Raw genomic sequence first — 13091 nt, 5'->3', positions numbered from 1 at the left:
CGGCGGTGATCGGAACCGATGAATTAGCCAGGGCTTCGAGCCCCGCTGTCAGTCTGCATTCCGCCGGAAACGGGACGGAATTCCCAGGTGTAAGAGCCGTCAGCCTTGAGGCTCATCCGTAGGTGACCCCATGTGTCGCTAAATTTCCGCTGCACATAAGAGGGGTTACTGGTGAACTCCCGGAGGCCGATTCCACCAGTGGACACCTGAAATTGTTGCATCCCGTCCGCAACGCACTGGTCCGCGTTGTTAATCGGGCAGGTCCGCTCGTAATTGTGCTGAGAGCCGGACAGCAGCACACGAACGCGGTTCTCCCAGAACACGTCAATCCACGGCTTCGCCTGAGAGAAGCGCGTGTGGCTCGACGTGTTGCTGGTGAAATACGGATCATGGTAGATAACCGCCAGATGCTTTCCAGCGGTCTTCGCCGCTTTCAGGTTGGCATCCATCTCCGAGGTCATCGCCTGCGCCCGCGTAGCGTCATAACGCCATGTGGCCGTAGGCGCTACAAGAATGTGCCAGTTGCCTTTGTCGAACGAATACCAGTCGAGAGCGTCTTGGAACCGTCCAAGATCGGAGTTCGTCGCGCTCTTCTCCGTGGACACGCACTGCCCATCCATGTACCGGTCAACGTCGTCATTCTTGCCGGGTTCAACATCATGATTCGGTCCAGTGGTCCAGTACGTCTTGGCCTTCGCCGGACCCCACAACCGGTTGTATGACCCGAGCGCGGAACAGGTGCCCTCGTCGTACTGGAAATCCCCGAGCGCTAGGAAGTTGTCCAGCGAACCGTCGTTGAGACCGGCGATGATGCTAGCCGCGTTCTTACCACTGTGCGACGTGGCCGACGTGTTACCAGCAGGGTTTATATCCCCGGTGGCGGCGAAATCAAACGACTCACCTGATGACGCCGGCGGGGGAGTATCACTGGCAGCCGCATAGACGCGAACCCAATCCACTCGCATCTCGCCAGCGCCGTTAGCAGTGTCGTCTGGGAACCAGTCCAGTTGTAGCGTCTGGTGCATCGGACCGGGAGGCTGGTGCGCGGGGTCGTTGTCCTCAAACCACTTCACCCCATCGACGTAGCCGACCATCCCATTCGGGGACCAGTCAACCGCGTAGTTGTGGAACTGGCTAACGTCCAGAGCCTTGGCCGCCGACGTCAACTTGTTCCCACATCCATGGTGGTGGAAGAACTTGATGACGTTCCAGTCACCCAAAGTCTCAGCGTAGTTAACTTCTCCATCACACGGCCAATTCCCGCTATCCGGCCACAGGATCGACACCATATGGTACTCATTGTCACCGGACCCGGCCGCGCGGACCTCCCACCGGCCGTACTTCTGGCGCGCAAACTTCGCGCTCATTCCAGCGGTCGTGCCGTCCGGTGTCCCGGTAATGACCATTTTGGAACCGTCTACCGTGGCCTGCTGGGGACTCCGGATGCCTTTCCCCGCGTGCCCCACACTGTTGTAGACGGACCATTTCGAGGCGTCCGGTGCGCCGGTGTAGTCGAACTCATCGCCAGCGGTCGGCGTGCCCCAGTTCAGATCTGTCGCGGCAGATCCCGTCGTTGGCGTAGTAGGGGTCGGCGTGGCTGATGCTGAAGTGGCGGTCGGCGCCGCCGTCGTTACTTCCGGTTGAGGTGAAGGGGCCGAGCAGCCGGCCAGGAAGATTGCCGCCACCCCAAGGGCGACCAAGTGTCTATGCATACGTCAGAATCTCATGAGAGGGCCGGCAGCGCCACCGTCCGGGACGTTGCTCAATATGGCAGCCCCCATTCCGATCGTGGCGTAGGTTCCCACCGACGTCCGTTCCCGCGCGCTTGAGTTCATGCCCAGGTACGCTGCCCGCCCTATCCGCACGCCCCCGCCCAGGGAAACTCCAGCTGTGAAGGTAGAGAAGTCCGCCACGTCGTCGTCGTGCGTGAACGTGACCCCCGGCATGACAACAACATGCTCCCCGAGGGTGACAGACGCCGTCAGGGTGACGTTCGGCAGCAGGATGCTGCCCCTGCCTATCCGGCAGCCCTCCGGGGGCCGGACGATGGGGTCGATGGCAGTGGCGTAGCGGCTCTCTGTGTGGCCCAGTTCAGTCAGCCGTTCCACCACGGACTCACGGGCGCTGCCGGAATCGAGGCACACAAACAGCAGGGCATGGGTGAATTTCCCTGCATCTTAAATGGTGCCGAGCACCGGGGCGCCGTCCACCGATGTGCCGGATAATTCCTCGTCGTCATCCAGCAACCCGAGTGCGTCGTACTGGCCGCTGCTGCGCACCATGGTCAACACTTCCCGGGCCAGTCCGCTGGCGGGGAGCAGGATGAGTTCGCTCACGCGCCAACCTCACCGGTGGCGGCCCGGATGCTGGCGATGATGCGGTTCATTTCGTCGATATCCAGTTCGTGGAAGACGGGGAGTATCGGGGTCCTATCGCTAAGCCCGCGACGGCGTGACGCACGTCCATCGCGGGAATGTCCCCCCAGCGTGGCAGCTAGTTTGCTGGCGCGGTTCATATGGCTGCGACTTGCCAGTCCGGGCTCGCATGCAGGTTGCGGGCCAGGTTGGTCCCCCAGTGTCCAGTCCCGACGACGGCGATTCTGAGTTTCCGGATCGGTTGCCGGGGGGTGGGGACTTGGAACGGATTGGCGAAGATCCTCATGTCACTTTCTTTCCCCGAGTGTTGCCCGTGCTGCCACATTAGTCCGGCGCCCGCGGCTTTGGCAGGGAAACGAGCGTGCTCTGTGGGTGCGGGACGGGAACGCTGTGGAAACTGTCCGGCGGGTTTCGTCCTAGAGGACAGGCAGGACGTACGGCTCCCGTGCCGCGGCTTCCTTGCCTGCTGCGAGGGCCGTGAGTTGGGCACGTGATTCCACTCCGAGCTTCCGGTAGATCGCGGTAAGACGCACTTCCACCGTGCGGACTGAGACGTACAGAGTGGCCGCGATTTCCTTGTTGCGGAGGCCCCGGGCCACCATCTGTGCCAACGCCTTTTCGTGGTCGGCGAGTATCAGCATGGCGGGGTTGCCGCCCGTGCGGGCTGGCTCCACCCGCTCGTCCAGTAACAAGGAATCGACGTGCTGGGTCCAGGCATCTGCGCCGGCCTCATCAAACATCACTTTCGCACGCAGCAGGCCGTCCCGGGCATCACGCAGGCGGCCAAAGGCTTTCAGCCGCTCCGCATAGCAGAGCAGCGTCCTGGCCCGTTCGAGGACGGATTCGTGGGCGTTCCTGCTCTCCAGCGCATGGCTGAACAGCTGGAGGGACTGTTCGCCGTCGGCCAGCATAGCGCGGCTCCGGGCGACGGCTGTCATGAGCCACGGGGACCTCAGTCCTACCGCGCGGCTCTCCAGGCGGAAAAGCGTCTGGGTTGCTTCCCTGTGCCGCCCCAGCCGGACCAGGACCTCCACTAAGTCTGCCTCGCAGCGCAGGAGCGTGGGGTTGCCGAAGGACATGCCGATCTCCACAGCCCGGGACAATTGCGCGAATGATTCCGCAAGGTTGCCCCGCATGAGGGCAAAATGTCCCTGGCAGGCGGCCAGCTGGGCAGTGGTGGCCAGGTGGCTCTCCGCACTGGAAAAATACTGCGCCTGCGCCACGTAAACGCGCGCCAGCGCTTCGTCGCCGAGCGCGTGGGCCCGCCAAACCCGGAAGATATGGCGCATTCCGCGGTGATATTTGGTCTCGGGTTCAGAGAGTTCGAGGTCTTCGATCAGTTTGACCGCTGTCCGGACGTTGCCAGCGCGGATCTCGTTGTCAACGGCAAGGAAGTCTGCGGTTTCACGCCAGTTGATGTTGCTCGCCTCAACAGAATGCCGGACCACGGCGAAGGCCTCCTTGGCGAGCCCGTAGTGTTCGGCGTAGCTCAGGGCGCGGCCCTGCACCAGGAGGGTTGCCACTCTCGCGCCGCCAACGGCGTCGCACTTGTGGTGGACGTGCTCCGTGTTTCCGCCGATTGCCTCGATTAGCAGCTTGGCGCGGCCCGCAACCATCAGGCAGTCCGCGGAAGCGGAGTCCTGGAACCGGTCGGCGTACCGCAGGAGGCCGACGGCATCCTCCAGCTCCCAGCGTTCCGCATAGTAGAGCGAGCCGACGGCCAGCAGGTTAGCGGCGAACGCAGGATCGTGCTGCCCGAAGTCCTTGACCAGGCGGAGCACCATGCTGGGGCGCACGGCGGTACCTTGGATGAACTGGATTTCGAAGGCAAGGCCGGTCAGGCGAAGGATCAGCGCGGGGTTTCGCGTTACCCGCTGCGCCCATTCAAGATAGCGCTTGGCGTAGACAAATTCGCCCCTGTTGAACAGCAGCTCGGCCACATTGGCGAGGCGGGCGGCAGTTTCCGCTTCCCAGGGGTTGATAGTAAGGGCACGTTCAATGTATTCCACGGCAAAGGCAACTTCCCCGCTGCGGACGAGGTCCACGGCAAACCGGAGGAGGCCAAACGGCGTCTGGCGCTCCAGCGAAGTAAAGCTCAGGTGCCACCTGCGGGCATAAGGGTCCGTTTCGGCTGCTGCTTCAGCCATGGCGCGGTGATTGGCTGTCCGCACCGTCGGTGTCATGGCTGCAAAGACGTATCCACGGAGCAACTGGTCCTGGATCAGGAGATACGGCCCGGTCCTGCTGGCCATGCCGCAGGCCAGCAGCTCATCGATTCCGGGCCACAAATCGCTGTAAACCTTTTCCAGCGTTGCGATGTCGCTCCGGCAGGACAGTGAAAGCAGGTCCAGGACGTGCCGTGCAAAAGGCGTCAGCCCTCCGACTGTGGCGGCGAACTCCGATTCAAAGCTTCCCTTGCAGGGAAAGGGAACCGGGAGGGCGTACTTCCCCTCGGCCTGGCGTTCAAGCAGGCAGGTGTAAAGTTCGACGGCGGCGAGAGGGTTGCCCTGAGTTGCCGCGGCAACCGCGTGGACCGCCGCCGCGGCGGTCTGCCGCGCCGGAATCGACTCCAGCATCCGGACAGTGTGGTTGTAGCTCATGGCCCTCAGCGTCAGTGAAGGCAGGCTTGTGAACGGGCTGTCCCCCGCCTCCTCCCGGACGCTGATGAACAGTGTCATGTCCGTTCCTGACAGGCGCCGGGCCAGGTATCCGATCACAGCCTGGCTACTGGGGTCCAGCTGGTCTGCGTCGTCGATGACGATCACTGTCCGGGAGGACGCGCGCTGGTGCAACCCGTCAAGCAGCATCGTGGATACGGTGGGAACGTCCATTGCCCCGGTGGAATCGCGGAGCAGTTCGTCGGTGAACCGGTTGAGGGCGGGGTCATCGATTCCTGTCAGGAGGGCAGTGAGGCCCGAAAGCCGCCAATCGGATTCCGACGCGCTGGCCCGCAGAAAAATTGTCCGGTAATCCGAGAGCCGAGGGATTTCGGACAGCAGCGCGGATTTTCCCGCGCCGCGCCGGCCCACAACCGTCAGGGCGGATTCCTGGGGCCCTCGGATCACAGAAAGGATTCGGTCCAACTCCTCGCTTCGGCCTATTAAAGACATGTGGTCCCCATCCATCGAAGAAGGAGACCAATACCGCTTGAGCTTCAAGTTGACGAGGCCCGTCCGGTCATTTTCCTGATCGTTCGGGCCGGTTTCCTGGCCGCGGCGTTGCGTCCAGCACGGTACCCAGCCGTTGGATGCCAATATAGCCGCGCCGGGTTCGCTGCACCACAGTAATTACGGCCGCAACGCCCTAAGTACAATACCTAGCTGGTGTCGTTTCCTACTTGCCACCATGCGCGTCACGCGGAGCACCCCTTTTGGCGCTCCTGCCGCCGCGGTTCCGCGCAATGGCACGGAAGCACGACGTCGGGCGGTCCAAAAGTATGCCTGGCGTGACGGGACGCGATGCCCGGGTTAGACCGTTGGTGGGTTTTCCACATAGCGGCGCCCCCGGCTTCCGCGCCCGTCCCAGGAACGCTTAGCCTTGTGTCAAGCGCGAATCGCCTATCCGGTTCAAATGCACTAAGATATTGAAGTCTGTGCTGCGCCCTGCCTCCGTTTTGTTGGCCGGGCATCGCACGGCATCGCAAATGAACCTCCTGTTACGGAAATGCCGTAACCGCTTAGCCCAAAGGAGGTGGGTTCACATATGCGTCCTTACGAATTGATGGTAATCATCGACCCCGAGGTCGAAGAGCGTACCGTTGAGCCGTCGCTTCAGAAGTTCCTGAACGTCATCACCAACGATGGTGGAACCATCGAAAAGGTTGACATCTGGGGCCGTCGTCGGCTGGCTTACGAGATCAAGAAGAAGTCCGAAGGTATCTACGCCGTGGTGAACTTCACCGCCAAGCCGGACACCGCCAAGGAACTTGACCGCCAGTTGTCTCTTAACGAGACCATCATGCGCACCAAGATCACCCGCCCCGAAGAGCAGAAGGTTGTTGCTGAGTAACTTCAGCTCCAATTTTCATTCTTTACCCCGCAGGATCGAATTCTTCACCCAGGATCGAACAAGGAGGCAGTAGATGGCAGGCGAAACCACTATTACGGTCATCGGTAATCTCACCAATGACCCGGAATTGCGGTTCACACCGTCAGGTTCGGCAGTAGCGAACTTCACCATCGCTTCCACCCCGCGCACCTTTGACCGCCAGTCCAATGAGTGGAAGGACGGGGAAACCCTGTTCCTCCGCGCGGCGGTATGGCGTGAAGCAGCCGAGAACGTTGCCGAGTCCCTCACCAAGGGCATGCGCGTGATTGTTTCCGGCCGTTTGAAGAGCCGTTCCTACGAAACAAAAGAAGGCGAAAAGCGCACCGTTATGGAGCTCGAAGTCGATGAAATCGGCCCGAGCCTGCGTTACGCCAATGCCAAGGTCAACCGCACCCAGCGCTCCGGCGGTGGGGGTGCCGGAAACGGCGCGCAGGGTGGCTTCGGCGGCAACAGCGGCGGTGGCTTCGGAGGCGGCAACTCTGGTGGAAACCAGGGCGGCAACTCCGGTGGAAGCTTCGGTGGCGGCAACCAGCCCGCTGCACAGGAGGATCCCTGGGCAACGCCCGGTGTCTCCAACGCAGGCGGCGGCTGGGGCAACGGCCCCGATTCCGAACCTCCCTTCTAAACCAATCATTTAGGCCCGACGCCGGGACCACCGAAAGTGCCGCAAGGCACCGGACGTGACTGCCGCCGTCGGACCACCACCATCCCGTGGATCAATATCCACGGGCTCCATAGAATAGGAGCTCCACGATGGCTAAGGCTGAACTCCGTAAGCCCAAACCAAAGTCCAACCCCTTGAAGGCCGCTGACATCACTGTCATCGACTACAAGGACGTAGCATTGCTGCGCAAGTTCATCTCCGACCGCGGAAAGATCCGCGCCCGTCGCGTCACTGGCGTCACGGTGCAGGAACAGCGCAAAATCGCCCAGGCAATCAAGAACGCCCGCGAAGTTGCACTGCTGCCTTACTCCGGCGCTGGCCGCGGTTAGGGAAGGGATTAAGTAACATGGCAAAGCTCATTCTGACCCACGAAGTAACCGGTCTTGGTGCCGCTGGCGACGTTGTCGAGGTCAAGGACGGTTACGCACGTAACTACCTGCTGCCCCGCAACTTCGCCCTGACCTGGTCCAAGGGTGGCGAGAAGCAGGTTGAGTCCATCAAGACTGCCCGCGCCGCCCGCGAGCACGCTTCCCTGGAAGACGCTCAGAAGCAGGCCGCTGCACTCTCCGCCAAGCCGGTCAAGCTCGTCGTCAAGGCTGGCGAGACCGGACGCCTGTTCGGCACCGTCAAGCAGGCCGACGTCGCCGACGCTGTTGAGGCCGCTGGCCTTGGCAAAATCGACAAGCGCAAGGTTGAACTGCCGACTCACATCAAGTCGGTTGGTTCCTACCAGGCCAACGTCCGCCTTCACGCTGACGTTGCCGCTGTGATCGAGCTCAACGTAGTCGCAGGCAAGTAGCCTTTCCGGCTAGGCAGCCTGAAACTGCATGAAAAACCCCGTTGCCGTCACCGGCAACGGGGTTTTTCTGTGCCTCACACCGAGGTCAGGGATTGGGCAGCTCTGCCATAATTCTGCCGTAGCCGCTGATTATGTGGACAAAGTCCTTCCGTCAAGACTGGGACGACATTCTCTGGAAGGCTTTTCCACGGTACTTGGACCATGCGGTCCTTGTGTCAGCTGGCCGGGGGCGTAGGTCTCTGTTCCGAGAGCCTGCCCGGCGCTAGGGTCGTCGGAGGAGGTCTGATCATGATGGATGGCTGGTACGGGAACGGCTGGGGTGTCGGCGCGTGGGTGGCCATGGCCGTGCTGATGCTGATTTTCTGGGGCGGGGTGGTCACTGTCGTTGTGCTCCTGGTCCGGCGTACCCATCCGGGTGAGGGACCGGCCGCTCCGCGGCCGCCGCACCTCGACGCCGAGCGTATTCTCAACGAGCGCTTCGCCCGCGGGGAAATCGACGAGCAGGAGTTCACTGCACGGCGCACGGCACTCAGGCGGCAGGAATGAAGACCCTTTCCCGCCGCGGGCAGGTCATCCTCGGGATCGCAGCCGTGATCCTTCTGACCGCGCTCTCGCTCGTAGCGGTGGGCGTCGTGGGCAATCTTGTGAATCCCGGGGGCAGTGGTTTTCTGTCCCGCGCCCGGTGTGCGGCTCCGAATCTTCCCGGGCCGGTCGTCAGCGTTTCACTGACCAACATGGGCGGCCCCATGATGGGCCGGCGCAACGGCATGATGGGCGGCGCCATGCGAATGACGGCAGACCGAAGTACGGTGGCACACGGCACGGTGTCCTTCCGGTACGAACGAGCCGAAAAGGAACTCTTTGCCCGCGTGGAAAGCGTCGGCCACGAGATCGAAAACCGCGTCACCGGCAACGACAGCAACCGGCTCAAAGACCAGGGCCTGAAAGCGGAGAGCACGTCGGCCGCCGGATATGGCTCGGCCGAACACCACGAGAAGTTTTCGGAATCCCTGGCAAACACCGGTGCGAATGAAACCCAGATTCGCGGCCGCCTCGCCGCAGCACGCAGCGAAGGCACACACCCCAGCGCAACGGTAACCATGGGCAAGGGGAGGGTGCAACCAAGGCCCGGAAGAGCCGCGCGGGGGCAACAGTGGGCGCGGAGAGGGCCAAAGGCGTGCCTGCCCGCTGAGAAAACATAGAGGTGAGTCCTAAGATAATCAGGCGCGGGAGGTCTGAAGGTCCTTCATTGCTGGTGGCTCTACGGCTGACGGCTAATATCGCCCGTAGTTATCTCGACCCCGTACAGCGACCTGGCACAGGCGTGGGGCGGTGGGCTGGTGGCCGCCGCCGACGGGAGCGGTTCATCGTGCCGGTCTGCTCCGTCGATGGCCGCCCAAACCCGGAGTACTTCCACCGGAAGAAGGGCGTGACCTGGCTGAACATGATCTCCGATCAGTCCCTCGGGCTAGCAGCCAAGGTGGTGTCGGGTACCCCGAAGGACCCCCTTCACTTCGTGGACCTGCTCCACAACCCAGGCGGCAGCCACCGGCCCGAGGTGCTGATCACCGACCAGGGTTCCTACTCCGACATCGTGTTCGGACTGGTCACCTTGCTGGGGTACGACTACCGCCCGGTGCTCGCGGACCTGCCCGACGCCAAGCTGTGGCGGATCAACCGGTCAGCGGACTATGGCCGGCTTCGTAATGTTCCCCAGTGCAGTCGCGCAGCCGATCCGTGCCTAGACTGTGGCTATAGGGACATTTCCGAGGGGGTGCCATGGCGCGACTGAGTATCCTGGACCGGTTTCGGCCCGTGGGCGCTCCCGGTGCTGCAGGTCCGGTGGGTGTGCCGGCTGCTGATGATCAGGGTCCGGCGGCCGAACTGGCGCCGGTGTTTGCCGCGTTGGCGGACGGCGTCGCAGCAAATGCGGCGCTGGCGGAGGAATCACGCCGCAGCGCGGAAGAGGAAGTGGTCCGCGCCCGCGCGCAGGCGGCCGCCATCCTGTCCCAGGCCAGGCTCGACGCCGGTGCCGCGCGGGCAAAGGCCGCCGCCCGCGTGGAACAGGCCGCTTCCCACAGCGACGCGCAGGTGCTGGAACAGGCACGCCAGGAAGCAACGGCACTGGAAGAGGCAGGCAGGGCGCGCATCCCCGCCGTCGTCACCGAGGTTCTGGACACCCTGCTGGCCCCGCCCAACGCAGCCCCGGGCAAAACCGCACAGGGCAGCACCGCACCCACCAACGCCGGGCCCCAGTGAAATCCGACTGGGTGGCTGCCACCGTGCGGGCGCGTTCCATGGCGCACCGCCGTGTGGGCGCCGGGGCCAGCCGCGCCCTGGCCGCCCAACCCACCGTGGAGTCCGCGTTGTCCTCCCTTCAGGAGTCGGGCTACGCGGAACGGCTCCGCGGCGCCTCCGGGCTTGCAGCCGCCGAACGCGCTGTCCAGGAGACAGTCCTGTGGCAGCTGCGCGTGCTGGCCGGCTGGCTTCCGGCCTCCGGCACCGCAATCGCCCGGGCCGCTGCAGGCACTTTTGAAATCGAGAACATCGTGGCACAGGCCCACCGGCTCACCGGCGGTGCGGCGGCCCCCGAGCCCTATCACCTGGGCGCCCTCGCCACTGCCTGGCCCCGGCTGGCCGCTGCCGGATCTCGTGAGGAGCTCGCCGGCGTCCTTTCCGCCACGGCGTGGGGAGCCGACGTCGGCGCTGCCACCCAAACGACTGCCGGCACAGGCGCGCTGCGCGACGCGCTCACCGTGGCGTGGGCCCGGCGGCTGGCCGGCGTCGCGGCTCCGGCTCGGCCGTGGTGCGGTGCGCGGTGCGCCCTCACCGCAGCCCGAATTCTGACGGTCGACGGCGGAACACCCCCGGCGCCCGCCGTCCACCTTCTGCGCCCCGTCCTGGGCAGGTCCTGGGAGACTGCCCGCAGCCTCGCCGAGTTCACGGCCGCGCTGCCCCCGTCGCTGCGGCCGGCACTCCAGGGTGTCGCGTCCCCCAAGGAGCTGTGGCGCGCGGAAGCCCGGCTCCACGCAGCGGTGGAAAAGGACGGTTTCCAACTGCTCCGCGGATCCATGCCCGGCCCGGACGTCGTGCTCGGCGCCATCGCCGTGCTGTCCACCGATGCCTGGCGTGTCCGGGCGGCGCTCACTTCCGCTGCCGCCGGCTCCGGATCCAGCGAGGTGCTCGATGCCGCGGCGTGAATCCCAGGGCCCCGTCCGCATGGAGCGGGTGGCCCTGGTGGTGCCCGAGCAGGACCGGCAGCGCATGCTCGTGGAAGTGGCCCGCAGCGGCGCCGTCGAACTGGACCTCCCCTACGCACCGGGCAGCGGCGCCGAGGAACTGGAGAAGGCGGCGGCCGCGGCCATCGTCTCGGGACCGTCGGCGGCCCTGGCCGGATGGATGCCCCGGCACGCCATCTCCGCCCTTGCGGCAGCCATCGCCCCGCTGGGAGGGGCAGTGGTCCCGCTCTCCCGTCCGCGGTGGATCCAGCCACCCACCATGCTCGACGGCGGCGCCCGGGTTTCCCGGACGCTGGTGGATACCTACGGGACGGTTCCCTATGCGGACCTTGATCCCTCCCGCCTGGCCGGGTTCGCCTATGTGCTGATGTTCGGCATGATGTTCGGCGATGTGGGGCACGGCGCCATCTTGCTGGTGGCCGGGCTCCTGCTGCGCAGCGGCCGGATCAAGGTGCTCGCCAAACTGCAGCGGAGCTGGCTTTTCGTGTGGGCGGCCGGGCTCGCCGCCATGGTGTTCGGCGCGCTGTACGGGGAGGCCTTCGGGCCCACCGGCCTGGTGCCGGTGCTGTGGCTCGACCCGCTGGCGAATCCGGTCCCGCTCCTGGTGGCCGGGCTGGGCGTGGGGGCGTTCCTGCTGGCTGGCGCCTACGCCATGGGCACCATCAACCGTGTCCGGGAGGGCGGCTGGGGGTATGCGCTCTATGCCCGTTCCGGCGTCGCCGGTTCCCTGCTGTTCCTGGCCGTGGGCCTTCTGGTCTGGGGCCTGGGCACCGGGACCGGGGTGCTGATCCTGGCGGCAGCCGTGATAGCCCTCGGCGCGCTGGTCTTCATCTTTATCGGCCTCTTCATCGAGGCCGGCGGCGGCGCCACGGCCATCTTCCAGGCGGTGATCGAACTCGTGGACACCGTGATCCGGCTGGGCTCTAACCTGGTCTCCTTTGCCCGTCTGGCCGCCTTCGGACTGACCCACGCGGCCCTGCTGATGGTGGTCTGGAACGGCACTACGGCGCTGTGGGCTCCCGACTGGCGCGCAGCCGCGGCCATCCTGCTGTTCCTCGTGGGAAATATCGTCACCTTCGGGCTGGAAGCCCTGGTGGCCGGCATTCAGGCCCTGCGCCTGGAGTACTACGAACTGTTTTCCCGGATCTTCCAGTCCGAGGGCCGGCCGTTCCGGCCCTGGTCTCCGGACCTCTCGCCCACCGCGTCCTCCATCACTGCGGGCCAGCCCACCGCAGAACCGGCCCTCCATTCCATCCCCGCTGAAAGGCAGCTCCCGTGAACCTTTGGTTCGGCGCCATCCCCGTTTTCCTCATCGCAGCAACAGGCGCCATCCTGGCGGTCCGGCGCTGGCGGAAGTCCGCGTTCAAGATCCTGGCGGCCCTGAATATCGCCGTGATGGCCGGGGCTCTGACCGTGCTGGCCGGCGCGTTGGGCGCAGGTCCGGCGGCGGCGGCCGCCCCTGCCGTCGCCGCGGCGGCCGCGGACACGCCCGCAGGTGCCGGCGGCTCAGCCCTGATCGCCGCAGCCATCGCCGTGGCAGGGTCCTCAATCGGTGCAGCCTTCGCCGTGGCGTACACCGGCTCCGCGGCGCTGGCAGCGATGAGTGAGCGGCCCGAAATCTTCGGCCGGGCCATGGTGGTGGTGGGCCTGGCGGAAGGCATCGCCATCTACGGGCTGATCATTGCCATCATCCTTATCGGCAAGGCCTGAGGGAACCGGGACCATGCCCCAGACCATCGCCGCGATCGGTGAACAGGCTCTGCTGGACGGGTTCCGGCTGGCAGGCGTCAGCGTCTTCGCGGGCTCCACCCCTGAGGAGATCCTCGCCGCCTGGAGCACCCTGCCCCGGGACACGGCCATGGTTATCCTCACGCCCCGTTCCGCGCAGGCGCTGGAGTCCGTCCTGGCCGCTCCCCACGCGCCCCTGACCGTGGTGCTCCCGCGGTGACCGACGCACCAAGGAGGGC

At 64.8% G+C, this 13091-nt stretch carries 14 protein-coding genes and 1 pseudogene; 12 read left to right on the top strand and 3 right to left on the bottom strand.

Going from position 1 to position 13091, the window contains the following annotated elements:
- Window positions 1-23: 23 nt before the first annotated feature.
- From ACQCSV_RS00930 to ACQCSV_RS00920, 3 genes and pseudogenes are all read right to left on the bottom strand, one after another.
- A complete protein-coding gene (locus ACQCSV_RS00930; protein WP_354223290.1) occupies window positions 24-1685 on the bottom strand; it encodes a family 16 glycosylhydrolase in 1662 nt (553 codons plus the stop codon).
- Window positions 1686-1715: 30 nt separating this feature from the next.
- Window positions 1716-2336: pseudogene (locus tag ACQCSV_RS00925) on the bottom strand (acetyltransferase).
- Between the two features lie 455 nt (window positions 2337-2791).
- Window positions 2792-5485, bottom strand: a complete 2694-nt coding sequence (locus tag ACQCSV_RS00920; protein WP_426939009.1) for an AAA family ATPase — start codon at window positions 5483-5485, stop codon at window positions 2792-2794.
- A 592-nt stretch (window positions 5486-6077) separates the two neighbouring features.
- Here ACQCSV_RS00920 and rpsF point away from each other — a divergent pair.
- The 12 genes from rpsF to ACQCSV_RS00860 all read left to right on the top strand — a co-directional run bounded on the left by rpsF (window position 6078) and on the right by ACQCSV_RS00860 (window position 13072).
- Window positions 6078-6383, top strand: a complete 306-nt coding sequence (rpsF, locus tag ACQCSV_RS00915) for a 30S ribosomal protein S6 (protein WP_011693941.1) — start codon at window positions 6078-6080, stop codon at window positions 6381-6383.
- Window positions 6384-6456: 73 nt separating this feature from the next.
- Window positions 6457-7047, top strand: coding sequence for a single-stranded DNA-binding protein (locus tag ACQCSV_RS00910; protein ID WP_354156521.1), 591 nt, complete (start codon window positions 6457-6459; stop codon window positions 7045-7047).
- A 128-nt stretch (window positions 7048-7175) separates the two neighbouring features.
- On the top strand, window positions 7176-7415 hold the full coding sequence (rpsR, locus tag ACQCSV_RS00905; protein WP_003800144.1) for a 30S ribosomal protein S18: 240 nt from the start codon (window positions 7176-7178) through the stop codon (window positions 7413-7415).
- A gap of 17 nt (window positions 7416-7432) precedes the next feature.
- The gene (gene rplI / locus ACQCSV_RS00900; RefSeq protein ID WP_282330324.1) at window positions 7433-7885 is read left to right on the top strand and encodes a 50S ribosomal protein L9; all 453 of its coding nucleotides are present in this window, start codon (window positions 7433-7435) and stop codon (window positions 7883-7885) included.
- A gap of 288 nt (window positions 7886-8173) precedes the next feature.
- Window positions 8174-8431, top strand: a complete 258-nt coding sequence (locus ACQCSV_RS00895) for an SHOCT domain-containing protein (protein WP_354223296.1) — start codon at window positions 8174-8176, stop codon at window positions 8429-8431.
- The gene (locus ACQCSV_RS00890) at window positions 8428-9087 is read left to right on the top strand and encodes a hypothetical protein (RefSeq protein ID WP_426939008.1); all 660 of its coding nucleotides are present in this window, start codon (window positions 8428-8430) and stop codon (window positions 9085-9087) included. The genes ACQCSV_RS00895 and ACQCSV_RS00890 overlap by 4 nt, the downstream gene beginning before the upstream one ends.
- A gap of 122 nt (window positions 9088-9209) precedes the next feature.
- Window positions 9210-9677 carry a Tn3 family transposase gene (locus ACQCSV_RS00885; RefSeq protein ID WP_354223300.1) on the top strand — a complete coding sequence of 156 codons (468 nt, stop codon included), beginning with the start codon at window positions 9210-9212 and terminating at the stop codon, window positions 9675-9677.
- Window positions 9665-10144, top strand: a complete 480-nt coding sequence (locus ACQCSV_RS00880; RefSeq protein WP_354156472.1) for a hypothetical protein — start codon at window positions 9665-9667, stop codon at window positions 10142-10144. Before ACQCSV_RS00885 ends, ACQCSV_RS00880 begins: the two co-directional genes overlap by 13 nt.
- 11 nt (window positions 10145-10155) lie before the next feature.
- On the top strand, window positions 10156-11085 hold the full coding sequence (locus ACQCSV_RS00875) for a hypothetical protein (protein WP_354223302.1): 930 nt from the start codon (window positions 10156-10158) through the stop codon (window positions 11083-11085).
- Window positions 11072-12403: a V-type ATPase 116kDa subunit family protein gene (locus tag ACQCSV_RS00870; RefSeq protein ID WP_354223304.1), complete on the top strand. Its 1332-nt coding sequence runs from the start codon at window positions 11072-11074 to the stop codon at window positions 12401-12403. Before ACQCSV_RS00875 ends, ACQCSV_RS00870 begins: the two co-directional genes overlap by 14 nt.
- Entirely contained in the window at window positions 12400-12834 is a 435-nt protein-coding gene (locus tag ACQCSV_RS00865; protein WP_354156469.1) for an ATP synthase subunit C, read from the top strand. Before ACQCSV_RS00870 ends, ACQCSV_RS00865 begins: the two co-directional genes overlap by 4 nt.
- A gap of 13 nt (window positions 12835-12847) precedes the next feature.
- Window positions 12848-13072: a V-type ATP synthase subunit F gene (locus ACQCSV_RS00860; protein WP_354156468.1), complete on the top strand. Its 225-nt coding sequence runs from the start codon at window positions 12848-12850 to the stop codon at window positions 13070-13072.
- The last annotated feature ends 19 nt before the right edge of the window (window positions 13073-13091 follow it).

Origin of the sequence: Pseudarthrobacter sp. S3 (genome assembly GCF_050156905.1) — a bacterium.
Classification (GTDB): Bacteria; Actinomycetota; Actinomycetes; order Actinomycetales; family Micrococcaceae; genus Arthrobacter.
Note: the sequence above shows the minus strand (reverse complement) of the source record. Positions and strands in the feature narration are given on the sequence as shown.